This is a genomic window from Reichenbachiella carrageenanivorans (assembly GCF_025639805.1).
In the GTDB taxonomy this organism is placed as follows: Bacteria; Bacteroidota; Bacteroidia; order Cytophagales; family Cyclobacteriaceae; genus Reichenbachiella; species Reichenbachiella carrageenanivorans.
Window position 1 is genome coordinate 1,859,720 of the sequence record NZ_CP106735.1, and the last position, 23,856, is coordinate 1,883,575.

The window sequence follows — 23,856 nt, forward strand, 5'->3', positions numbered from 1 at the left end:
TTTTTTGCTAGTCTTTTTAGTAACAATAACGTAATATTAAAGTAACATTTAATACATGAGTAAATCAATATGAAAAAAATCCTCATTGGACTGGTACTTTTGACCTTGCATGCGACGACCTCGCAGGCCACGGGTGACAAGTATTTGTCTAGTGATACGAAGCTTGGATTATTTATTAGATCAGAGTTCGATGACCTCTCTCCAGAAGAGGTTTTGGCCTACGAGCAAAACTATGCCGTGCTATTGACGAAGCTCAAAGAGAAGCAAAAATTGTACAAATCGGATGCTGCTTTTTTAAAACATGTATTCTATACTGTGCACCGTAAAATGTTAGGTGAATACGAGCAGTATGTCACGTTCAGTGAAATTTTTAAGAAGGAGAAAAAATACGATTGTGTTACGGGTACTGCTATGTTTGCTTTGGTATTGGATGAATTGGGCGTCAGTTATGAAGTGCATGAAACGGATTATCATGTGTATCTGGTTGCCTTTGCAGGGGGTAAAGAATATTTATTTGAATCTACAGACCCGCTAAATGGTTTTGCATGGGAGCCTAAAGAGATAGCGGAAAGGAGAATGTTTGTTAATGAAGAGTCTATCCGGATCAATACCAAACTCGCTATGTCAGGTTTGGCCAGCGATGATGTAGACCTTCAAGGGGCCACTTATATAGACAATGTTGTGGACTTGCGTCAGCTAGCGGGTTTGCACTATTACAATCAGGCACTCAAGCATTTTAACAATAACGATCTGCGAGATGCTTATCGAATGATCATTATTGCCCAAGGAATCTATCCTACGCCGAGAATTAAAGGAGCGAGTGCCTTTATGTTTGCGGCGGCCTTCGAGGATTAATCTAATAACCCTGAGATATCATCCTTGGTTAGTGTTTTTACAAAGCTCTCTTCTGTTGTAATCAAATCATCTGCGAGTTTTTGTTTGTTTTGCTGTAGTTGCAAAATCTTTTCTTCCACTGTATTTTTCGTAATAAATCGGTAAGTAAACACTTTGTTTTTCTGACCTATTCGATGTGCTCTATCGATCGCTTGTGCTTCTATCGCTGGATTCCACCATGGGTCCAATAGAAATACATATTCGGCCTCGGTTAGGTTGAGGCCGAGCCCGCCAGCTTTGAGAGAGATCAAAAACACTTTGATTTGTTTATCGCTTTGGAAATTTTCTACTTCTTTCTGACGGTCTTTTGTGCTCCCATCGAGGTAGGAGTATTTGATCTTATTATCATCTAGGTATTTACTGACTATTTTGAGGTGTTTTACAAACTGCGAAAAGACCAAAATCTTGTGATTCTTGTTGATCGCATTTTGGAGCATGTGGCTGATATCTTCTAGTTTACCAGAATCTCCAGTGTACTCATCATCCGCAAGGAATGGGTGGTTGGCTATTTGTCGCAACTTGGTCAGTCCCTGTAATATCATGAATTGTGACTTGCCAATACCCCCTGCTTCTATCTCATGCATGATCTTGTCTCGGTAGGCAGATTTCACTTTTTCATAAGCTTCTTCCTGCGCCTCCGACATGGTGCAGTATCGGATGTTTTCTATCTTTTCTGGTAGATCAGTAGCCACTTGGGATTTGTGTCTTCTGAGCAAAAAAGGTTTGATGATTGTATATAGCTTCTTGGTTTTTTCTTCGTCATTTTTCTTTTCAATAGGTAGTTGAAACTGATTCTTGAAAAAGGTTTTTCCACCTAAGAGCCCAGGGTTTAAAAATGTCATTTGAGACCACAGATCCATGGTTGTATTTTCGATAGGGGTACCTGTCAAAATCAATTTGAACGAAGAGTTCAAATCACGAACACATTTCGAAATGTTGGATTCTGGATTTTTAATAACTTGAGATTCATCGAGGATGATGTAGTTGAAATGAAATTCTGCTAGCAGGTCTATATCTTGTCTGATAAGGCCATAAGAAGTAACCACTAAGTCATACTTGGCAAATTGTTTAATGTCTTTGTTTCTTTTTACTCCCGTGTAATTCAACATTTTCAGTTGGGGGGTAAACTTTTCGGATTCTTTCTCCCAGTTGTAGATCAATGAAGTAGGCATTACTAGAAGGCTGGTGCCATTGTCGTTGTCTTGATGCACAGATTGCAGCAGCGCAAGTGTCTGTACCGTTTTACCTAGACCCATGTCGTCGGCCAGACAGCCGCCCAAGCGGTATTCGTTGAGAAATCGCATCCAATTGAACCCAGCTCTTTGGTACGGTCTCAATTCACCCTTGAATCCTTTTGGCATATCATAATCGCCAATGGTGTCAAAGTCTCTTAATCGCTCTAGTTTGCGTGAAAGTTGCAAGTGAGCCAGGTTAGACTCGTTGAGGTCTTTGACCAAGGAGATGTGATGTTTCTGTAGTTGTAGAGACTCTTCTTCTCCCTCATTAGAAAATGCCATCAACTCTGCATATTGGGTAAACCACTCTTCAGGTATTACGGCGATTTCGCCATTAGGGAGCTCTATTTCATGCTTCTTTTTCAGAATATAGTTTCGAATGATGTGGAATGGAATTTCGAAATCACCAAACTTAATGATGGCATGAATGTCGAACCAATCAATATTTTCTTTGATTTCGACGGTCATTTCGGACTTGCCCAAGAAATATTTTTTCTCTCCTTTACCATTTTGTTTGAGCACGATACCTGAGTCTTCTAGTAATTTTTTTGTGCTTTGTATCCAAGAGAAGGCCTTGGCAGTATCCATGGTAGACCTAGCGTGCTTGAGAGGGAGTCCAGTTTCATTGAGGAAGGAAACGAATTTTTTCTCTTTTTCTAGGTTTCTTTTGATCCGATGAAAGGTGTAGTGATCTTCTTCTTTCTCTACATGTACACTTACATCTTTGATCTGATCTGCGCTGTAGTTGTGATCCCCGTAGTTGAATTTTAGTTCGAAGAGAATTTTAGAATCCTCTACAATAGTGGTGTGTTTTCCATTGCTATTAAAAAGATCCATCGACTGACCATTGGAGGCCAGTTCAGAGAAGTAGAGTAGTGGTTTGAGTTCTGTGGTTTCTGTTTTGATGTCAAAGCCTTTGGCATAGACATCGAAAGAGGCTACCAATGGCGCTACAAATTTGTGATAATAATTATCTTCAATTTTGCGAGGGATCGCTATGAATTTCTTGTTTAAAAATGGCTTGAGTTTATTGGCATCTACATTTTTTTCGAAACTGTAGAGCTTTTTTTCTATCACAATATAGGCAGGGTCGTTGCAGAGAATATATGCGCCCTTGTATTGAAAATCTACCTTTTCTTCTTGGTGCTTGATTGTAGGGAAGTAGTGGGTGTTTTCTTCATTTCTACGGAAGTGAAACAAGACCGTGGCTTTGTCGTTGAGCACTTCTATTTCTTTCCAAGCAGGTTCGCCATCATTGCCCATTTCGAAGAGCCGCTTGCCATGCATGAGAGGCATGATCTGAGCCCGCCTGCGCTCTACGTAGTTTTTGATTTCTTGCTGGGCGTGTTCGTCTCCCGTTTGATCATCGAAGCACTTCAAGAAAAACTCATCGGGTTTCATTTTTTTCTTGTCGTATTTTTTTGCGACTATATCAGGTTGCATGGAGTCCATGATCTTGATCAGTTCGTAATCGTTTTTATCTAAGCCATTGTCAAATTCCTTAGCATTCTTCGCTGATATGTTTTGGTGAGAAAAGGTCAGTCGACCTTCGCTGTCTAATTGAATCACGAATGATTCGAATAAATAGCCCAGATATTGGTGCTCAAATAGGGTGTATATGATTTGAAAAGGCTGACTTGGAGATACTTTCATGTTGACTAAGGGAAAAGGTCAATCTAATGATAATTCTTAATGGACTAAACTTCGCAAGTTAAGCGAAATGAGGTAAGTATAAAGAGAAAACGATGAAAAAATCGATTCGATTTTTATCAAAATTTGTATGTAATTTAGATCGCCTGACCTGCTGATAGATGACAGGCGAATTTATCTTTTTAATTGGAAATTTTATGAAGTTTAGTGAATTGAATAAGGGTTGTGTAGGGGAAATGTTGCAATTGCCATTGGATATAAATATTCAGGGATTGGCGTTCGATTCTCGACAAATCGCCATTAGGTCTGGTGTCGTATTTTTTGCCATTGCAGGTCAGAATCATGATGGCCACCAATTCATTAATGATGCTTACGAAAAAGGGGTGAGGCTTTTTGTTGTAGAGCAAAAAGTGAAAATGAAATCTGACGCTTCGTATTTCCTTGTGACAGATGCTATAGTGGCTATGCAGGCGTTAGTCAAAATGCACAGAATCGCATACAATTACCCTGTGATTGGGATCACAGGGAGCAATGGTAAGACTATTGTAAAAGAGTGGTTGGCTCAAATGCTGGACGATCAGTTTGATATTGTGAAAAGTCCCAAAAGTTATAACTCGCAGTTGGGCGTGCCGCTGTCTGTTTGGGCTATGGGAGAGCACCACAATCTAGGTATTTTCGAGGCGGGTATTTCTCAAACGGGTGAAATGGCACGTTTGGAGCAAGTCATTCAGCCGACCCTTGGGATATTTACTAATCTTGGAGAAGCGCATAACGCAGGTTTTGAGAATTTGACAGAAAAGGCAGCTGAAAAGGCCAAGCTTTTTGCACATGTGCAGCAGGTAGTCTATTGTGCGGATCATACGTTGGTGGATCAAGTTTTGAAAGCCGCAGTATCTGAGCAGACGGTACTTGTCCCGTGGCAGATCAAAGAACAAAAAGGTAAAAAGTATGTCATGGATGTGCTTCAAAAAACCTTTACTTTTTATTTAAAGTATGACGATCCTGCTTCGGTAGAGAATGTCATGCATTGTGCGGCTACATTGGCATTATTGGGCTATGACCAAGGGTTTATTCAGCTCAGACTCAATCGACTGTCGTCGATCAAAATGCGCTTGGAAATGAAGCAAGCCATTAATAGATCCTATGTGATCGATGATACTTACAACAATGACTTGTATGGATTAGAAGTAGCACTCGATTTTTTAGGTCGTCAAAATCAGCGCGCAAAAAAGACAGTTATCCTTTCTGACTTGTATCAGACAGGTCTTTCTAATGAGCAATTGTATCAACGTGTGAATGATCTGTTACAAAAAAACAACATTCAAAAATTCATAGGTATAGGAGAGGAGATCAATCAGAGTAGTGCTCAATTTCATGTTTCAGCACAGTTTTATTCCTCTACAGAGGAATTTTTAGCAGCAGGCTATTCGCCAAATGATGAGATCGTATTAGTGAAAGGAGCTAGGGATTTTGAGTTTGAACTCATCGTAAATAACCTAGAGCAAAAGGCGCATGGCACCATTTTGGAAGTAAACTTGGAGCACCTGATTCATAACCTCAATTACTATCGCAGCAAGCTGCAGCCACAGACCAAGATCATGGTAATGGTGAAAGCATTGGCGTATGGAGGGGGTAATTTTGAAATTGCCAATTTACTGCAGTTTCACAAGGTAGATTATCTCGGTGTGGCTTATGCCGACGAGGCAGTGGAGTTGAGGAAAAACGGCATTCATATTCCAATTATGATAATGAATGTATCACCCACTTCTTTTCGGTTATTGAAAGAATACAATCTCGAACCAGAAATTTACAGTCTGGATCAGTTGATTGATTTTCTGGATTATTATGAAAATATGCAAGACCTGCCAGCTATACATATCAAATTAGAAACAGGGATGAATAGATTGGGATTTACTGAATCTAATCTGCAGCGGTTGATTGAGCAGCTCAAACTCAATAAGCACCTAAAAGTAAAAAGCATTTTCAGTCATCTAGCTGGTAGCGACGACCCTCGGCATGCGGATTTTACCAAGCAGCAAGCAGCACGTTTTGAAAGGATGAGTAGTGTCATTATGGAAAGCTTGTGGTATAAGCCTATGAAGCATATCGTAAACACTGGAGGAATTGCCAGTTACCCAGAGCTGCATTTCGACATGGTGCGATTGGGGATTGGTTTGCATGGATTTGATCCTACTCAGACCGAGCAGGGGCAGTTGAAGATTGTGAGTTCGCTCAAGTGCAACGTATCTCAGGTCAAAAAGATACCAGCGGGAGAGTCTATAGGTTATGGTAGAAGTGGGTTTGCCAAAAAGGACACAACGATTGCCATTATTCCGATTGGCTATGCCGACGGTTATTTGCGTGCGTTTGGCAATGGCATTGGTCAGATGCTAATCAATGGCCAGCTGGTGCCTACGATCGGTAATGTCTGCATGGATATGACCATGGTAGATGTGACGGGCGTATCTGTAAAATCTGGTGATGAAGTAGTTGTATTTGGCGAAAAACCGACTATTAGCGCTTTGGCGGAGTGGATTAAAACTATTCCGTATGAAATTTTAACCAATGTGAGTCAGAGAGTGAAAAGGGTATTTTTAAGTGAATGACGCACTTTTGGATACGTAAAATTCCGTATTGAGTGCCTTTGGGTAGTCCCATAACTTGCAGAGTATAGAGGTATACTAACCTAAGTACACTGCAATGAAAAACATAAAGGCATATTTATCGAAAAAACACATGCTGTCTAGTGCATGTGGAGTTGTTTGCCTACTGACACTGTCTAGTTTTGTGGCAGAGCCAGTCACTAGCGAGCTGACACTTAACATGAGGGATGAGCCTTTATTGGTCTTCACTCATTGGCAATTTACGGATTTCAAAATACCAGATCAGAAGTTGGAAAACCTATCTTTTACGGCACATGTAGAGCCTGTTTATAAAATCAACAAGCGAGTATTTCAATCATTGGATCATAGCGGTGTAGATATGATCGTGATCAATGTCTACGAAGCGGCTAAAAAGGGGGAGAATCAATATATGGCCAAGGCTGATATTGTGTTTAATGATATGGTGATCAATGGGTATTTCTTGTATGGATGTGCAAGGGGTAATCATTCAATGATAGAAGGCCGGTTTGAAACCGAAGATAACTTGATCATGCCCAATGTAATTGCGCAAGATCTGAACTATGTGCTAAAAACTAAGCTGACTAAGCGCATTGTGCTGGATTAAACAATTTTATAGGTTGATGTGCTAAGCATTACGCAAATAGCGCAATATCATTTTAGGTGTATCTACGAATTGCCCTCAAAGGGGCTATATCGTATCTTGCATAGGATAAAATTTGTGTTATACCTTAATGTATTACGATGTCAGCTATGGAGAAAGTTAGGGCTCAAATACTAAAGACTTATGTCATTGTATGGGCATTTTTGCTGGTGGCATTTTTGCTGGTGATGGTTTAATATCTAGCCACCACACCCTAGAAATTTTTTAAAATCAACGTCCGGAATTCCTTCGGACGTTTTTGTTTTATCCTCGTTGGGCTTTTTTGCAAGAGCCTTTTCTTTTTTAGTTTTCAGCTTCTTTTTTTTATCTGTTCTATCCATCTTAGTTTAAGATACCCAAAATGAAATTTAATGAATTTGATAAACAAAAAGTATTTTCAAGATTATATGCCAGAGAATGTATGCTTTGGTTGTGGGGTTAATAACGACCAAGGGCTTCATGTAAAGAGCTATTGGGAAGGAGAGGTGGCGGTATGTCACTGGCAATCTAAAGAGCAGTATCATGGTTGGTCAAACCTGATGAACGGGGGGATCATAGCTACATTGATTGACTGCCATTGTATGGGTACAGCCATGGCGCAGGCCTACAAGGCTGAAGGGCGTGAGCTGAATACTCCCCCAGAGTACAGGTATGCTACCGGGACGCTCAATGTGAAGTACCTAAGCCCCACCTCTAATAATCACCCTGTTGAGCTTCGAGCTCGTGTAGTAGAGGTAAAGGGGCGAAAAACGGTAATGCATTGTGATTTTTATTGTTTAGGAGAAAAAACAGCAGAAGCGGAAGTCATAGGGCTTCGTGTTTATGATAGTAGCCAAAGTGATGATAATAATGTGTTTAAATCTTAAGGAGAATCTCGGGTGTATGGTATGCGTCTGTTAATCAGTGTGTTTGGGTTGGATGGGGTAGATGAGTGAAAATATTTTATAATTTTTTTAGCGAAAGAGTTGATAAATTAAAGTGGCTATCTATCTTTGCAGTCCATTAACCAACAGGGTTAGTAAAAAGCGAAAGTAGCTCAGCTGGTAGAGCGCCACCTTGCCAAGGTGGAGGTCGCGAGTTCGAACCTCGTCTTTCGCTCCAATTGAGTGTGAGAGTGTATGTGAGTGAGAAGGTGCAGAAGCATCGCGCATACACTTTTTTTGTATCCAATTCACGCTTATCTCTTAGAAAATGTCTAGGAAAGACCTTGCTTACTTTGGTTTCTGATGTAAGCAGTTCATCTTTGAAATATTCAAGACGAACATGCCGGAATGGTGGAATCGGTAGACACGCAAGACTTAAAATCTTGTGACTTTCGAGTCGTGTGGGTTCAAGTCCCACTTCTGGCACATAAACCCTTGGTAATCTTCTGATTGTCAGGGGTTTTGTGTTTTTATGGTGTCGGTTTTGGCGGCAAAACTTTTTTCAAATATTTTTTGTTGATGAATTGAGCCACTTATTAAATGATTGTTTCTATCGTGCTACGCTAATATAGCTGGTATATTTTTTTTGTAATAGCAGTACAAAATGTGTTAATATTGCTTAATTCAATACCTGATAATCATACTTACACCTCAAACACTAGATCATGGACAGCAAGAAATTTCAAGAGACAGTTAAATCAATTGATCGGGGGATCAAGCAGGTAAACCAATCTAAGGCCAGTGCACTAATTTTTTTACAGAAGACTGGGATTGCCACGAAGTCTGGAAAACTGACCAAGGCGTACAAATCCTAAAACATGTATGGCTCATTGCCATCCTTTGTCCTTGGTTTCCATGGATGTGACAAAGATGTAGCTCTCAAAATCCTTAATGGTAAACAAACTCTAAATCCAAGTACTAATAGTTGGGACTGGTTAGGGGAAGGCATGTACTTTTGGGAACATGATGCCTTTATGGCTTTGTCATATGCACAAGATGTTGCTACTGATGCTCAATTTGCTAAAGGCAAGATTAAAACCCCATTCGTTATAGGAGCAATTATAGATTTGAAGAGTTGCTGGAATTTACCAACGTCAGGGGGAGTGAAGCTTCTCAAAAAGGGGTATAAAGGGCTGAAAAAAACTACTCAGTTAGCAGGACTGGAAATGCCGAAAAATAAGAACTATGCTGCAAGGTTTTTAGATAGGGCAGTAATAGAATATATTCATGGAATTAATGAAGAAAATAATTTCAATAAATTTGATACCGTAAGAGGTGCTTTTGAAGAAGGCGATCCTGTGTATGACGGGACAACAATTACTCAAAAAAATCACATTCAAATCTGCGTTCGCAATCCTAAATGCATTCGAGGGTATTTTCTACCTCAACCAATTGAAAAGTATAATCCTCATTTGTGAAATTGTATATCCTACAGAAGGCAACTAGTGTAATTGAAAATAACCTGTATATGGATTTTTCAAACGTGACAATTGGAATTCTTTATCAAATTAGAGTCTGAGGTGCAAAAAATGAAAAATTCTGTAGAACAGAAGTGTTAAAATGTCCAGTTTATTAAATAAAAAACTGGACATTGTTGGCTGTGTGTTAAACTTTTTAGCTAGTGGGCGCCACTAGTTAATTTTCAGTGTGAAATTTATACTGGTTGTGATTTGTACTCAATAATACATCCATTCCCAGCACAATAAAAACAAATGCCCATCCAATTGTAATTGTATTTCTGAAGGTACCCTTGATCAGAGCATCTTGTGCACTCTTTGATACTATTGATATGCTCTGAATATTTTTGCTCAATTGAATCGGATAAACCATGTTCTTTCATATGGCAGGAAACACAAAGTGTAATCAACTCGACATCTGAGTAATCCCAAGGTTGTGTATTGTATCTGTATCGCTTGTGATGAACATTAAGTAAAATAGGTTTGTCATGAGTTTTGATTATTGGTTTTGGGTATTTAACCCATCTTGTCTAATAATATTTTCTGCACTAGAAGATTGGTAAGTTGTTTTCCATCTTCATTGATCGTTACAGTGCCAACTTTCCCACACTTCTGACACTTGTTTTTATCTCGTCGAACAATCGCGTCTCTTTTCTTCTTCCAGTGGTAGGTATTTCAATGTACTCAAAAAATACTGTTCTCGAGAACAATTATACTGTTCTCGAGAACAGTATTTTTTTTATCTTGTGTTCGTTTAGTTTTTGATTTGTCTGTATGCTGCTTATGTGTGTTTTCTGCAGCGCTTGGATTAATGAGAATTGCCAGCTTTTGAGTTGGTGGGTACACTAAAATTTTTTTAACGAGCAGATGTAGCATTCATATGAAAATACTTGAAGTACTTAATGAATTTAGATTTTCTTGTTCTTCGTGTAAGTTGGAGGTATTTGGAGGGGAGTTGATCAATGACACATTGTATCTAAAAAACTCTGATATCGGCAAGCCAGATGGTCTGCTACAACGTTTTAATCCCCGGTTTTTTAAGAATATAAAATTGCTAATGCAAAATATACACACGGCTATGGATTATTTCCTTGCCTTCGACAAACATGTCTTTGATACCGTGAATCTAGTAATAACTAAGGAAGGGAATAGTCAATTTTATATAGATTCAGATGGCTATTATTGGAGGATGTATCAACTGATGAGTAGAAGAGAGCTATACAAAGTTCAGAGTAAAGAGGAAAGAGCATATGATTGGGCATCGGCATTTGGGAAATTCATATCCAATATAGATGAGCTCCCGATTCAAAGTTTTGTGGAAATAGACCCTGTTGATTTATTACAAGAAACAGCAATAAATAAGAAGGAGCCTAGAGAAATAAAAAATGAGATAGACTATGTGCTACGCCTCACCAGGCAACTGTCTGTCATGAATAAAATTTTGAAGGAAGAAGAGTGTCTGAGTTCAACTATTGTACGAGAGGCAGCAAGACTAGACCGTAAGCAGTTGAGTGTTTTGAATAGAGCTTCTACCTGCTCAAATATTGATTTAAAAATAAACAGAAGCCAGTTTTTGATTTACTAAAGAGTAAAAGGGCTCTGTAATTGAATGATGAAAAATCAAGTCAATTGTTCAGAAAAGGTTAGACCAGCTAGTTTGTAGGGTCATAGTGCACATACGGGTTAAAAGTAAAGAGGTACTTTGTGTATAGGCTCTGGTATTAGGAAGACTCAATCGCACTTGGAAGTACTCCGTATTCTTCTTTAAAGCATTTAGTAAAGTATTTTGGATTGGTAAATCCAACCATATAGGCTACTTCAGATACGCGCAAATTTTGATTAGTCAATAATTGATATGCACGTTTCATTCTCATGCTTTGAAGGAGTTCTTTGCCTGATTGGCCTGTCAGACTCTTCACTTTTCTGTAAAAATTGGCATGGCTCATACCCATCATGTTTTCAAGCGTGTTGACACTAAAGCTAGATTCGGGAATACCTTTTTCTATTTCTTCCATCAATTGGGTAAGAAATTTCTCATCAGCTGATGTAACTGTGATCAGAGAGGGAGACAGTTCTCGGTTTTGCTGAAACATTAACCTTAATTTGATGCGCTGTTCTAACAAATTTTTGATACGAAGCGTTAGCAGTTCAATGTCAAATGGCTTGGATACATAATCATCCGCACCTGTTTCTAGACCTTTATATTTGGTTGATTTATCAGTTTTGGCCGTCAATATGATAACAGGTATATGACTGGTTTTTACATTGGATTTTAACTCTTTGCACATCTCCACGCCATTCATGTTTGGCATCATGATGTCAGACACTATTAGATCAGGGAGTTCCTTTTGTGCCAGTTTTAACCCTGCAATGCCATCTTCTGCTTGGAGTATATTATAGGTCTCAGCGAGCTCTAACCTGAGATACTCACGCATGTCAGCATTGTCTTCTACCAATAGAATAGTTTCACTATGCAAGCCATTTATCGTCGAAGGGTCAGGCTCATCGATGATATTTGACATATTGGAAATATTAACATTGCTTTCAATATTTCCAGTAGTTTCTTTCATGTCCATAGGGAGATAAAAACTAAATGTCGTGCTTTTTCCGAGTTGACTTTCGACATGTATATATCCTTTATGAGCATCGATGAGGTCTTTGCAGTGTGATAAGCCAATGCCAAAGCCTTTGTATGAAGCGGATTCATTTTGATAAAATCGTTCAAATATTCGACTCATCGTTAATTCAGACATTCCAGGACCACAATCTTCTATACTGATCTTGACGTATCGTTGGGAGTTATTCTCAGCATTGTAGTTTTCAATGGTATGTGCCTCTACAATAGCTACGTAGATATTGATACTACCTGATTGAGAATGTTTGATGGCATTAGAGCTTAAGTTAAATAGTATTTTGCCAATCATATCTCTGTCGAAAGGGAAAGCAATTTCGTTTTGATCGTTAATGATGTTGAGTGTAAGATTTTTTTCGATCAAGGCTTGTCCGAAATGGCTCATTTCTTCTTTTAAAAAGAAAATGATATCGGTATGAGAGGGGTTTGCCTTGAGAAAGCCTGTTTCTGCTTTGCGTACATCAAGAATTTGTTCTATGAGGTAGTTGAGGCGTTGTATGTTGCGGTCGATCAGTTGGACGTATGAGTGTAGTGGGTTGTCTTCAGCAATCGTTTTCGTTAATTGTTTGAGAGGGCCTAAAATCAATGTCAGGGGAGTTCGAAGATCATGAGAAATGTTGATAAAAAATCTAGTTCTTAATTCATCAAGTTCATGTATTTTTTGATTGTGGTCATTTTCAAGCAGTATTTTTTTCTTTGTGGTAATGCGCATGACAGAAAATGTTGTCAGGTATAAAATGATTAATACAAAGCCGATAAAGTATAGAAAAAACGCCCACGGGGTAAGCGCAAACGGAGCAAGGATTTTAATGAAAATTTGTCGTTCATTATCATTCCAGACACCGTCTATATTGGTTGATTTTACTCGAAAGGTATATTCACCAAAACTTAAATTTGTATAATTGGCATTGCGGTGTTCAGAATCTGTGTAGATCCAGTCTTTGTCATAGCCTTCAAGCTTGTAGACATATTTTATTTTGTCTGGATTGGTATATACCATAGCTGAAAAATCGAAACGAATGTCGTTTTGATCATGAAATAGAATGATCGTATCGGTAAGAAGAATGCTTTTTGATAGGATCACTCGATTTTCGCTGTCTGTTTCGATTAGTGGTTTTTTGTTGAATAGGTAGAAATCTGTTACTGTTATGGTTGGTTTATTTTTGGTGCCGACTATTTCATGAGGAAAGAATGAATTGAATCCGTCGATTCCTCCAAAGTAGAAGCAACCATCTTTACTTTGAAATGCTGTGTGTTCGGAGAATTCTGAGCTTTGTAATCCATCGTTGGCATTGAACGTTTGGATGTTCATCGATCGAGGGTTAAATCGGCACAAACCATTGTTAGTGCCTAGCCATAAATTGCCAGTGTCGTCTGGCAAAATACTCTGTATCATATTATTGGGTAGACCATGGTGGGTACTATAAACTTCGAATGAGAGTTGATTAGATTTTGGGTTTTGGATTACCTTGTTGACCCCTTCGTAAGTGCCGAGCCAAATATCCCCATGAGCATCTCGGGCTATTGAGCGAATATAGTTGCTGCTAATTGATGAATCGGCATTACTGGTTTTATAAACTTTGATATGTGTAGGAGTGTGCTCATTGTTAAGAAATATTTGATTGAGCCCCCCTCCTTCTGTGCCTGCCAAAAGCGTATGCGAAATACTATCATAAAATAAGACTCTAGTGTTTTCGTAAGACATTTTTTGAGCGATTAGGTTTTCTAATTGTTGGTATTTTGGGGCTACCCCTGGTTTAGATTCAATTCTATTGATGCCTTGAAAAGATCCGCTCCAATAGACATCGCTTCGGCTTTTTACAATGTTAAAAGTTGCTTGTTGGTGTTTGGTTTCGTTTACGATTTGAAGTTTTTTATTGGTATATCTACACAAGGATATGCCATGATTGCCACATACCCATAGTAGGTCTTCATAAGCAGGATAGATGAAGAAAATAGCATGGTTTTCGAATCCGACTTTTTTGTATGTGAGTGTTAGTTTGTCGTAAATAAACAGACCATTGTTGTGAGTCCCAATCCATAAATTACCTTTTTTGTCCTCATTTAGAGCACGAATAAAATTAGAATTGGTCGTATTGATACTGCCTTCTGTAGGTATCCTATAGGTTTCAAAAGCTTTTTGGTCAGGGTCAAATATAGCAGCACCTTTTCCTATGGTGCCGATCCACAAGGTATTTTCCCTGCTTACATATAATTTATATAACAAATCCGATTGAAGTCCATATGGGTCATTTTTGTTTGGACGATAGTGTTTAGTATTTATTTGATCATTGCCCAGATGTTCGTATGCGATAAAGTTAAGTCCCTTATCTGTTGTAGAAACCCACATATTGCCATCATGGTCAAATGCGATAGAAGAGACTGTGTTGGAGGTCAAAGAATAGGGGGCAGGTTTGTTCGCGTTGAGGCGCGTCATTTTTCTGGTCAAAGGATTGAAGCGAATTACGCCTTCATTGACCGAGCTCATCCATAGATTGCCGTCTTTATCTTCTGTTAAGTTTCGAAGGTCATTGAGTCCATCAAATTTATGAAATCGGACAAAAACAATTCGACCATCTTCTTGTATTACAAAGTTGAGTAATGATCGCTGTACCTCTAGCCAATATGAGCCGTCATTTGTCTTTATGATGGCGTTTACTCGTTGATTAGAATCTGAAAATTGGTTTTCAGGGAATTTAATTTGTTCAAAGCTATTAGATAATTCTTTAATGGATCTCCCCTTTATTTGGCAACGAAACAGCCCTTGAGTAGAACTAAACCACATATATTTTTGATCTGTAAGTAAGCTTAGGATGGTCACGATCTGACCCTGAAGAATGGGGATGTCGATTTGTTGTATTTTTTCGGTAAGGGGGTCGTATACACTTAGGCCATCATCTGTACCTATCCATACCCGACCTTGTCCGTCTTCGGCCAGAGCTCTAACTGTGTTATTTGATAGGGTGTATTTATTATCTTTTTCGGTGTAAAATTTTTCGATGTGATAACCGTCAAATTTGTTTAACCCATCGACAGTTCCTATCCACATGAAATTGCGACTGTCTTGCAGAAATGAATACACTTCACTTTGCGACAATCCGTCATCATGAGTGATATATTTAAACCTTGAAGCATCCGCTTTTAAATCAGACCCAATGGTAGCCATTGTCAATAAAAGTAAACCAAAAAGGAGTCTTGTTTTAATCATAAGAGTTGTCAGTAGCTACCTTTTGAAAGGTAAAGTGTGAAGACCCATTGAATGGGCCTATGGATGGTTTCCATTGTTTTTATATCGACTTTAAAAAAAGTCAATTTTGATCAAATCACGTCAGTTTTGATCTGAATATACCCCTTTTATGGACTGATTTTTTTCTTCCCCGAACATTTTTTGATGCTTAAATTGACCAAAACAGAGACAGTCTTACTTATGGTTGATGATAATTTTGAAGGTATCAAATTAATAATGGAACACCATTAAAATAGAAAAGACCATGGGATTGGACAATGCTAAATACAATAAGATTATTCCTTTACTTCTTGGTGCGGTAGTAATGATATATGCCTTGTCTTATGCTGTGTATTCTTTTTTGATCAGCTAGGGACTATTCTTAAACTATTTTTTTTAATAAAAAACAAAAGACATGAAACAAAAAGAAGAAAGTAAAATGCCAGTATTTAATCACGAACTAAATCTCGGAACGAGATTTTATTCATAAAAAAAAATCAGTCGTATTTTTCAATTCAAAACACTAAAGAATGAAAGAAATTATACTTAAACAATTTTCTTCAATTAAACCATGGGCTGTCGTTGCTATGCTGAGTTTGGGCATAGTGGCAGGTGCAATGGCGCAAAACGTCACTGTAAATGGTAAAGTTGTGGACGAATCAGGAGAAGGGCTTCCAGGAAGCTACAGTACATATAGTAGGAAGCTCAGGTGGTACCGTTACGAACATAGATGGAGATTATAATTTGGAAGCCTCTCCAGAGGCAACTCTGCTCATTTCGTTTATTGGGTACGAATCAAAAACGGTCGAGATCGGCGGGCGATCAGTGGTAAATGTAAATTTATCAGAAGATGCCCAGAGTCTGGATGAAGTAGTCGTATGGGGTTATGGCACAGCCAAAAAGAAAGACTTAACAGGTGCCATATCAGCGGTGTCGGCAGATGATATTGTGAAATCTGGACAAACCAATGTACTGTCAGCGGTACAGGGTAAAATGGCTGGGGTTAGAATAGTCACTGGTAGTGGTGCTCCAGGAGGTGGAGTAGATATCAGGATTAGAGGAAATAGCACGATCGATGCAGGTTCGCAGCCATTATATGTTGTTGATGGAATTCAACTCTCTACGGCTGGTGGCCCTACTGATGAAGTCAACCCCTTGGTAGACCTTAATCCAAATGATATAGAATCCATCCAAGTGTTGAAAGATGCTTCGGCAACATCTGTATATGGTGCTTTGGGAGGCAACGGGGTCGTACTGATTACTACCAAAAGAGGAGTGCCTGGTAAAGCGTCTGTTACGGTCACGGCTAAATACGGTGTGACCGAATTGACAAATTCAGTAGGATATGAAGATGCAGAACAATTCGCTCGTAGACAGGCAGATAACTTTTATGCGAAGGCGCTTTCTCAAAATCCAGGTGTAGCAAGAGACACAGCAAGTATTTGGTCTTGGTATGTAGACAATGAATACTGGAATCAGATTAAACCATGGGAAGACTTTATGTTCCGGCAGGCGACTAGAAAAGAATTACACGCCATTATGCGAGGGGGAACAAAGAACACCAACTATAGTTTATCGACTGGATTTACGAATGAAGGAGGTATTGTGGAAAATACCGGCCTTAAGAAGTTGACGATGCGTCTGAACTTAGAGCAAAAACTCAATAAGTTCAAAGTAGGAACCAACTTGTCTTATTCGGCTTCTAAGATTCAGGGAGATTTCAATAATGGTAATACCTCACTGTTTTTCAGAACGCTCGAAAAAGACCCCTATTTGCAGGTCAATGTAGAAGATTTGCCACTAGAGGCTCAGGCATTGTACAACCAAAGTGCTTCTGAGTTTGAAGATGGCGACGACGAAGAATCGAGAACAAGGCAAGACCCTAGAGCATTTTTGACAGAACAAGATAAAATACGTGATCAGCACAATTTGAGAGCACGCTTATATGTCGATTATGACATCACCAAGAATTTTATATTTCATACAGAAGCTTCTGTCAACTATCAAAAGCGTGACGATGATCAATACTTCACGAATAATATTTTTAAAGGAGAGCTTACCAATGGATATATGTCTAAAGTCAATAATCAGGCATTGAATTGGGCTTATCAAGCTAGGCTAAATTATAATAAGACGTTAGGAGATCACCAAATCGATGGTACAGCTGTTTTTGAAATTCAAGAGTTTAGTACCAATGTCTTTGGCATGGAAGGAACTAATTTTTCTAATATGAATAATGGTTTCAACTCTTGGCCACAAGTCGGAGCTGGATCAGTTTCTATTATACGTCAAGAGGAAACCACGTATGGTACCATGGCTGGTTTGTTTCGTGCTAATTATATCTATAAAAACAGATATAACCTTACTGCCTCCATACGAAACGACCATAATGCAAAGTTTGGAGAGAACAATAAAGGAGCATGGTTTCCCTCTGTAGCACTTGGATGGACGATATCTGAAGAAGGGTTTTTAAAAGACTCAAAACAGGTTAATAATTTGAAATTGAGATTCAGCACAGGTCTGACTGGAAATAGCCAAATACCAGTAAGCTCAGCCATGAACATTTATAGAGATAATGGTTTTTTGCCAGTGGGAGATTCAGACACAGGAGAACCATTGTTTTTTCAGACTCAAGTGAATAATCAATCAGTAAAGTGGGAAAAAATACTGCAAGCCAATGTCGGTATAGATGCGAGTTTCTTTAATTATAGAGTCAATGTGACCTCTGATTATTTCAGAACTCAATCTAAGGACTTGCTACAGAGAGTAACAATCCCTGCTAGCATTGCACCTTCTCCAAATGCTTATATCTATCAAAATATAGGTAATGTATCTACCGAAGGGATAGAGTTTTCAATTGATGTGGATGTCGTTCGAACATCTGATATTAACTGGAATATTGGATTCAATACCACGTTTATCAAATCAAAAGTCAACAAACTGAACGACTATGAGTACTTCAAGGAATTCAACAGAGGAACGGGCAATACGGTTAGGTTGGAAGCTGGACGTCCACTAGGCGAATGGAAAGGGTATATCATGGATGGAGCTGTAAATACTGAAGCAGAAGCCATCAATACGGGTCGTGACCCAAATGGGTTGGATGCACTTTCAGCTAGGTCCAATTTCTATGACCTGAACGGAGATGGTATTCCTGATTCTAATGATCAAACGATCATTGCTAATTCTACACCTATTACTACAGGAGGGTTAAGCACAAGTTTTAGATGGAGAAGCTTCGATTTATATGCATTTTTTAATTACTCAGCAGGCAATGATCTGATTAATGACAATTTGCAGTGGGCTATTAGAGACTCTAGTGAGCCACGTGTCATGCTCAACCATGCGATACAAGGGGCTTGGACAGCTACCAACCAAGAGGCGGAATATGCTTACACGGTAGATCATAGTCGTGACTTATTGAGCTTTGAGACAGAAGATGGTTCGTTTGTGAGACTACAAAACATTGAATTGGGATGGAATGCTCCTCAATCGATTACTGAGAAATTGAAAATAAGCTCTTTAAGGTTTTCTGTCTCTTCTAACAACTTGTGGACCCTTACTAATTACTCCTGGTTTGACCCTGAAGTCAGTAGCCCAGTAGGAGGTAATGCTGAAGGACAGGTCAATGTAGCACCTGGCTTAGATAATACGGTCTATCCAAGAGGTAAGAATGTTTTATTCTCCCTACAGTTAGGATTTTAAAGAAGTTGATAATCAGATTTAAAGAAATCAATTATGAAAAATAAAATATTAATAATCCTTTTTTTAGGTGTTATAGGTTATACGATATCTGGGTGCGATGATTTTTTGGAAGTAGAAGCTCCGCACCTTTCTGATGATAATGCATTGAAGGAAGATCCCACAAAAGTGTTAGGGCTTGTATATGCGGCCTATAAAGGTGTCCTCAATGATTATTACACTGGAGGTAATCAGGCAATTGCACATGTCAATAATGATATTAATTTTCACAACGGCACAAGTGCTCAGGTAGTTTCCGAGTTTAACTACAACCCTAGTTTTCCTGTCTTCAACAACATGTGGTCTGCCGAATATGCGGTGATTTCATCTTGTAATATTGCAATTAAATTCATTGATGAATTGATTGAGGATGAAAAGTTAAAAGAGTCATTAATTGCAGAATCAAAAGCATTGCGTGGGTATTCTTATTTTAACCTTTATAGGCTATTTGGTACTGTCCCGTTGAGTTTGAAAGCAGTGACAGATATAGATAGTCCAGAAGCGCAAGAAGAACTTCGTAGAAGAAGAGCTACACTTGACGAGTTTGATGATTATTTTGTAACAGAGCTGACCGAAGCAATTGCTGGGCTGCCAGAGTCAGGGCCGCTGTCTTCTGATGAAGACAATCCCTATATATTAGGTCGCTTCACAAAGGATGCCGCAAGATTTGTATTAGCAAAGTATTACTTGTACAGAGGCTCTGAAATGCAGAAAAACGGTGAAGACGCTATAGGTTTTTTTCAAAAGACTATCGATATCGGAAACGAAATATTAGGTACCGATCCTGCTAATCCTCCTAGATATAGATTGATGGACTGGTATCCGTCTGTATTTCACCTAGAGTGGGAAAGAGAAAATACTGAATGGCTAATGAGAGTTAGACAAGAGTCAGGGCCAGACTTATCTATTGACCCAAGAAATGCAGCTGGTGTTCCTCAGGTTTGGCAAGTCGGCTTAGATGGCGGTGGATTTGCCACGTTTCAGTCTACCCGATGGGGGTACAACATGTTTGAGTTTGGAGATTCTACTAGACGCCGTTGGTTGAACTGTCGCATAGACCCTAAAGGAGGAAAAAACTATAAGGGAGAGGACCTGTCTCTACGCAGTGCAGATTGGCCTCAATACTATAGATCACACCCAAAACTGGATACAGGCGATAGTACAAGCTTAGCTAATTTTACTTATTTGGCAAACCCAGCAGGTAATGATGCTCACCGTATCAAAATGGCGAAATTTAGAATGTTTCCAGTGATAGGTGAAGCAGAGGGCAACTGGATTCAGTATTTCCCAGATGACGACCGATACATGTTTAGGTTGGCTGAGGTGTATTTGATGGTTGCCGAAGCTATGAATGAGGTGAATGGAAACCCATCGGCAGTCAACTCATCTTCAGGCTGGAATGCATTTGATTATGTAAACATCATTCGCAAGAGAGCAAGAAATCACTCGCCTAATGACTTTTATGATGAATTTTCATATGATCATAATGCTTTAGAGGTAGCTGCTGCAGTAATAGATTGGTCTCCAGGCAATTATGGCAACAATGAATATATATCTTCTAAAGCTGAATTCGCTCCTGCATACACTAGCCGATTAAGAGTAGACAAAATAGGAGAGGAGTATGGTTATGGCTCAGATTACGAGGCATTCAGATGGGAGATTCTTTGGGAGCGAGCTAGAGAGCTGACAGGAGAAGATATCTGTAGACTAGGAGACTTGAGGCGTCGAGGTATATTAGTCGAAGCCATGTCGCATGCCAATCATGAAGGTGGTTTTTGGCTGCCTAATAAAGCACAACATCCAGGAGCGGGCTTAGCTGATGAGAATGAGTATTTGTTTCCTATTCCAAGTGCACAGTTGCAAGCAAACCCAGGCTTAGTTCAAAACCCAGGTTATTAAATATTGAAAGTTATGAAAGATATAAAAAACATCATATTAGCATCCGTTATTGGAGTGATAGTCATGTTGTCATCATGTGAAAAAACTGACGTTGAAACACCTGGAGTGGCAGTAGAAGCTTATACATGGGTAGGCTATCTAGATACAGTATCCAACCCTGGAGCATATCAGAATAACTCTGATTATTTGATCAGGACTATACCTGGAATTAATCAAGAAAGAGAATCTATATTGACCAATAAGGATCCTTTCATGGTTGGTGATGAGATCATATTTGTTGTGGATCATTCTGCGAGTTTACTCGCTATATATACTGGAGACACCTTACATCGGTATAGCGGCAGTGCACTTGCATTAGTTGATCGATCTCGAATCGAAACAGAGATATTTGCTGTCAAAATAGACTCCGTTAATCGGTTTAAAGCTGACTTTAATTTGTTAGCAATCAATGACCAAGAGATACCTTCAGCGTTGACTATTAGCGCTGGCAATCCTACGCTAGATTACGATGAGAAATATAAAATTAATGGGATGAAGCTGGTCACTTCTTCATTGGCCAATGACGATACCTTGAGGTTTAATATTGAGGGAGCAGGCGTGAAGTTGGGAGCAAACAAGTCCTTGTTCATTGATTACAGACCATTGCCATTTGCCAATGATCGAGATTCTGTGATCATCGAAGTAAAGGTGAGTTTTGAAAACATAGAATCTGCAGTAGCGACACAGATCACTCAAAACAGACAGCAGGTATATGGCGCAGTCGAATTTGATCTTGCCCCATATTTGACGGACTGGATTGCTACGAACGGATACCCTTCGACAGGCAACCCTGAAATTACTAATGTGGAAATTAAAATGTTTAAACCTAATGCTACAGCACCATGGAATGACATGTTTGTAAGAGGAATTCAGATTTCTGAGAATGAGTACTTGCCATTCGATACAGGAGTATCCATTGCGGTGGTACGAGAAGGTGAAGGGGACTTTATTTATACTTATTCCGAAGCAGGAACTTATACCGTTACTGTTTTGGGTACTAATAATGGATATCGCGACTATAGTGGTGATCCTTTGCAGAGCAGTGCAGATGAGTTTGAAATCAATCGGGCAATGGCTGAAATTGATATTACTATCAATGAGCCTACTCCCTAATCTTATTTAACAAATTAGTTGATCAACCTAGTGGCACTGGCTTGTGCTGGTGCCACTTTTTTTAATTTTTTAAAGGATTATGGTGTCCGTCGTGGGTGCCTTATCAAATGCTATTCCGGTTAATTGAAAAGAATGAAAACATATCAATACTTTACTTTGTCATTGCTGACATTGGCGCTATGCTTTATCATGGGCTTCACGCTTTACTCAGAAGAAACCATTAAAACTAACTTCCAGACCCGCTTGTTGGCAGGCGAAGTATGGTGGGGAGGGCTGAGTGTAGACGGTCCGCAGATGCCCTTTTCTGACACTACTCAACTAGAAAGAAATTTGTTTGGAGTCAACAAAGGAAACCAAGCACAGCCATTACTAATTTCCAGTAAAGGAAGATATATATGGTGCGAAGACCCAATGAGCTATTCATTTGACAATGGTACATTGTCGGTTCAAAGTAGCAAAGGAGAGATCATTACAGGTACTGCGGGTAAAACAATCGTGGATGCTTTTAACTACTCAAGTGCCAACTTCTTTCCTTCTAATGGCCAGATCCCCGACCCATTTATGTTCAAAGAACCTCAATATAATACTTGGATTGAACTGACATATAATCAAAACGAAGAGGACATATTACAATATGCACAAGACATAGTTGATCATGGATACCCACCCGGGGTATTAATGATTGATGATACTTGGCAGGAAAATTACGGGGATTGGGAGTTTGCTGCTCGTAGATTCAAAGACCCAAAAGGCATGATAGAGAAACTCCACGCTTTGGGTTTCAAAGTAATGCTCTGGGTATGTCCATTTATAAGTGCCGATTCAGATGAATTTCGTTATCTGGCAGCAGAAGGAATGCTCATTTTGGATGAGCAAAAAAGCCAAGACATTTTATGGGCTAATACACAAAATAAAGCTGCTATTGTACGATGGTGGAATGGAGCTAGTGCTGTGCTTGATTTGAGCAACCCTCGGACTAGAGAATGGTTTCAAGATCGATTAGACTATTTGGTAGATGAGTATGGAGTAGATGGATATAAATTCGATGCAGGAGATGCTCATCACTATGACTCTACTATGGTTTCATTTGTACCTGGTACTACGCCAAACGACCACACCACATATTTTGCTAAAGTAGGGTTGAAATACCCATTAAATGAATACAGAGCTTCATGGAAGATGGCTGGCCTTCCTTTGGTACAAAGACTCAGAGACAAATTTCATAAATGGGAGGATTTACAAAAATTAATACCAGGAATTATTTCTGAAGGTTTGATGGGGTATGCATATGTGTGTCCTGATATGATTGGTGGAGGTGCATATCGCTCCTTTCTTGAAGGCTCAGTAATAGACGAAGAATTGGTCGTCAGATCGGCTCAAGTGCATGCCCTGATGCCCATGATGCAGTTTTCAGTAGCGCCATGGAGAGTGCTTAGCTCTGAAAACCAAAGAATTTGTCAAAAAATGGCAGCATTACATTCTTCCAAAGGAGACCTCTTTGTCGATTTGGCACTTGAGGCTTCTAAGTCAGGAAAGCCCATTGCCAGGCCATTGATTTACAATTATCCAAATAAAGAAGAGTACATACCTATAATCGATCAATTTATGATTGGAACCGACCTATTAGTAGCTCCAGTCGTGCAAAAAGGGGAAAGATCAAGAAGTGTTGTATTTCCAAAAGGAAAATGGAAAGGAGATGATGGTAGTATAGTTCGTGGACCCACTACCGTGAAAATAGAGGTGCCGTTAGATCGATTGCCTTACTATGAACGATTGAAGTAAA

At 39.2% G+C, this 23,856-nt stretch carries 14 protein-coding genes and 2 tRNA genes; 13 read left to right on the plus strand and 3 right to left on the minus strand.

All coding sequences use genetic code 11. The annotated features are described in order from the left end of the window. The first annotated feature begins 69 nt into the window (after positions 1-69). Positions 70-855 carry a hypothetical protein gene (locus N7E81_RS07540; protein ID WP_263052680.1) on the plus strand — a complete coding sequence of 262 codons (786 nt, stop codon included), beginning with the start codon at positions 70-72 and terminating at the stop codon, positions 853-855. On the opposite strand, the gene N7E81_RS07545 is transcribed toward N7E81_RS07540, so the two are convergent. Next, complete coding sequence (locus tag N7E81_RS07545; protein WP_263052681.1) at positions 852-3,782, minus strand: DEAD/DEAH box helicase; 2,931 nt, start codon at positions 3,780-3,782, stop codon at positions 852-854. The two genes, N7E81_RS07540 and N7E81_RS07545, sit on opposite strands and share 4 nt — an antisense overlap. Before the next feature lie 194 nt (positions 3,783-3,976). On the opposite strand from N7E81_RS07545, the gene N7E81_RS07550 reads away from it, so the two are divergent. After that, positions 3,977-6,385: a bifunctional UDP-N-acetylmuramoyl-tripeptide:D-alanyl-D-alanine ligase/alanine racemase gene (locus N7E81_RS07550; RefSeq protein ID WP_263052682.1), complete on the plus strand. Its 2,409-nt coding sequence runs from the start codon at positions 3,977-3,979 to the stop codon at positions 6,383-6,385. A gap of 94 nt (positions 6,386-6,479) precedes the next feature. Further along, complete coding sequence (locus tag N7E81_RS07555; protein ID WP_263052683.1) at positions 6,480-7,007, plus strand: hypothetical protein; 528 nt, start codon at positions 6,480-6,482, stop codon at positions 7,005-7,007. A 236-nt stretch (positions 7,008-7,243) separates the two neighbouring features. Here N7E81_RS07555 and N7E81_RS07560 read toward each other — a convergent pair whose 3' ends face one another. Next, entirely contained in the window at positions 7,244-7,384 is a 141-nt protein-coding gene (locus tag N7E81_RS07560; protein ID WP_263052684.1) for a hypothetical protein, read from the minus strand. 30 nt (positions 7,385-7,414) lie between these two features. On the opposite strand from N7E81_RS07560, the gene N7E81_RS07565 reads away from it, so the two are divergent. The 6 genes from N7E81_RS07565 to N7E81_RS07590 all read left to right on the plus strand — a co-directional run bounded on the left by N7E81_RS07565 (position 7,415) and on the right by N7E81_RS07590 (position 11,008). After that, positions 7,415-7,909, plus strand: coding sequence for a PaaI family thioesterase (locus N7E81_RS07565; RefSeq protein WP_263052685.1), 495 nt, complete (start codon positions 7,415-7,417; stop codon positions 7,907-7,909). 159 nt (positions 7,910-8,068) lie between these two features. Next, a tRNA-Gly gene (locus N7E81_RS07570) sits at positions 8,069-8,144 on the plus strand. Positions 8,145-8,308: 164 nt separating this feature from the next. After that, a tRNA-Leu gene (locus N7E81_RS07575) sits at positions 8,309-8,392 on the plus strand. Between the two features lie 239 nt (positions 8,393-8,631). Then, a complete protein-coding gene (locus N7E81_RS07580; protein ID WP_263052686.1) occupies positions 8,632-8,781 on the plus strand; it encodes a hypothetical protein in 150 nt (49 codons plus the stop codon). 3 nt (positions 8,782-8,784) lie between these two features. After that, complete coding sequence (locus N7E81_RS07585; RefSeq protein WP_263052687.1) at positions 8,785-9,384, plus strand: hypothetical protein; 600 nt, start codon at positions 8,785-8,787, stop codon at positions 9,382-9,384. A 919-nt stretch (positions 9,385-10,303) separates the two neighbouring features. Further along, positions 10,304-11,008 (plus strand): hypothetical protein, encoded by a 705-nt coding sequence (locus tag N7E81_RS07590; RefSeq protein WP_263052688.1) that lies wholly within the window; start codon positions 10,304-10,306, stop codon positions 11,006-11,008. A 136-nt stretch (positions 11,009-11,144) separates the two neighbouring features. Here N7E81_RS07590 and N7E81_RS07595 read toward each other — a convergent pair whose 3' ends face one another. Then, the gene (locus tag N7E81_RS07595) at positions 11,145-15,263 is read right to left on the minus strand and encodes a hybrid sensor histidine kinase/response regulator transcription factor (protein ID WP_263052689.1); all 4,119 of its coding nucleotides are present in this window, start codon (positions 15,261-15,263) and stop codon (positions 11,145-11,147) included. 657 nt (positions 15,264-15,920) lie between these two features. Here N7E81_RS07595 and N7E81_RS07600 point away from each other — a divergent pair. From N7E81_RS07600 to N7E81_RS07615, 4 genes are all read left to right on the plus strand, one after another. After that, a complete protein-coding gene (locus tag N7E81_RS07600) occupies positions 15,921-18,986 on the plus strand; it encodes a SusC/RagA family TonB-linked outer membrane protein (protein WP_263052690.1) in 3,066 nt (1,021 codons plus the stop codon). A gap of 33 nt (positions 18,987-19,019) precedes the next feature. Then, a complete protein-coding gene (locus tag N7E81_RS07605) occupies positions 19,020-20,921 on the plus strand; it encodes a RagB/SusD family nutrient uptake outer membrane protein (protein WP_263052691.1) in 1,902 nt (633 codons plus the stop codon). 12 nt (positions 20,922-20,933) lie between these two features. After that, positions 20,934-22,073, plus strand: a complete 1,140-nt coding sequence (locus N7E81_RS07610) for a hypothetical protein (RefSeq protein WP_263052692.1) — start codon at positions 20,934-20,936, stop codon at positions 22,071-22,073. A gap of 132 nt (positions 22,074-22,205) precedes the next feature. Continuing rightward, positions 22,206-23,855: a glycoside hydrolase family 31 protein gene (locus N7E81_RS07615; RefSeq protein ID WP_263052693.1), complete on the plus strand. Its 1,650-nt coding sequence runs from the start codon at positions 22,206-22,208 to the stop codon at positions 23,853-23,855. Position 23,856: the final 1 nt, after the last annotated feature.

What these genes read in the sequence shown, in the direction of transcription:
- N7E81_RS07590 (WP_263052688.1), top strand. Translation starts at nt 10,304, where the DNA reads ATGAAAATACTTGAAGTACTTAATGAATTTAGATTTTCTTGTTCTTCG.
- N7E81_RS07540 (WP_263052680.1), top strand. Translation starts at nt 70, where the DNA reads ATGAAAAAAATCCTCATTGGACTGGTACTTTTGACCTTGCATGCGACG.
- N7E81_RS07580 (WP_263052686.1), top strand. Translation starts at nt 8,632, where the DNA reads ATGGACAGCAAGAAATTTCAAGAGACAGTTAAATCAATTGATCGGGGG.
- N7E81_RS07565 (WP_263052685.1), top strand. Translation starts at nt 7,415, where the DNA reads ATGAATTTGATAAACAAAAAGTATTTTCAAGATTATATGCCAGAGAAT.
- N7E81_RS07555 (WP_263052683.1), top strand. Translation starts at nt 6,480, where the DNA reads ATGAAAAACATAAAGGCATATTTATCGAAAAAACACATGCTGTCTAGT.
- N7E81_RS07605 (WP_263052691.1), top strand. Translation starts at nt 19,020, where the DNA reads ATGAAAAATAAAATATTAATAATCCTTTTTTTAGGTGTTATAGGTTAT.
- N7E81_RS07600 (WP_263052690.1), top strand. Translation starts at nt 15,921, where the DNA reads ATGGTAAAGTTGTGGACGAATCAGGAGAAGGGCTTCCAGGAAGCTACA.
- N7E81_RS07595 (WP_263052689.1), bottom strand. Translation starts at nt 15,263, where the DNA reads ATGATTAAAACAAGACTCCTTTTTGGTTTACTTTTATTGACAATGGCT.
- N7E81_RS07560 (WP_263052684.1), bottom strand. Translation starts at nt 7,384, where the DNA reads ATGGATAGAACAGATAAAAAAAAGAAGCTGAAAACTAAAAAAGAAAAG.
- N7E81_RS07545 (WP_263052681.1), bottom strand. Translation starts at nt 3,782, where the DNA reads ATGAAAGTATCTCCAAGTCAGCCTTTTCAAATCATATACACCCTATTT.
- N7E81_RS07610 (WP_263052692.1), top strand. Translation starts at nt 20,934, where the DNA reads ATGAAAGATATAAAAAACATCATATTAGCATCCGTTATTGGAGTGATA.
- N7E81_RS07585 (WP_263052687.1), top strand. Translation starts at nt 8,785, where the DNA reads ATGTATGGCTCATTGCCATCCTTTGTCCTTGGTTTCCATGGATGTGAC.
- N7E81_RS07615 (WP_263052693.1), top strand. Translation starts at nt 22,206, where the DNA reads ATGAAAACATATCAATACTTTACTTTGTCATTGCTGACATTGGCGCTA.
- N7E81_RS07550 (WP_263052682.1), top strand. Translation starts at nt 3,977, where the DNA reads ATGAAGTTTAGTGAATTGAATAAGGGTTGTGTAGGGGAAATGTTGCAA.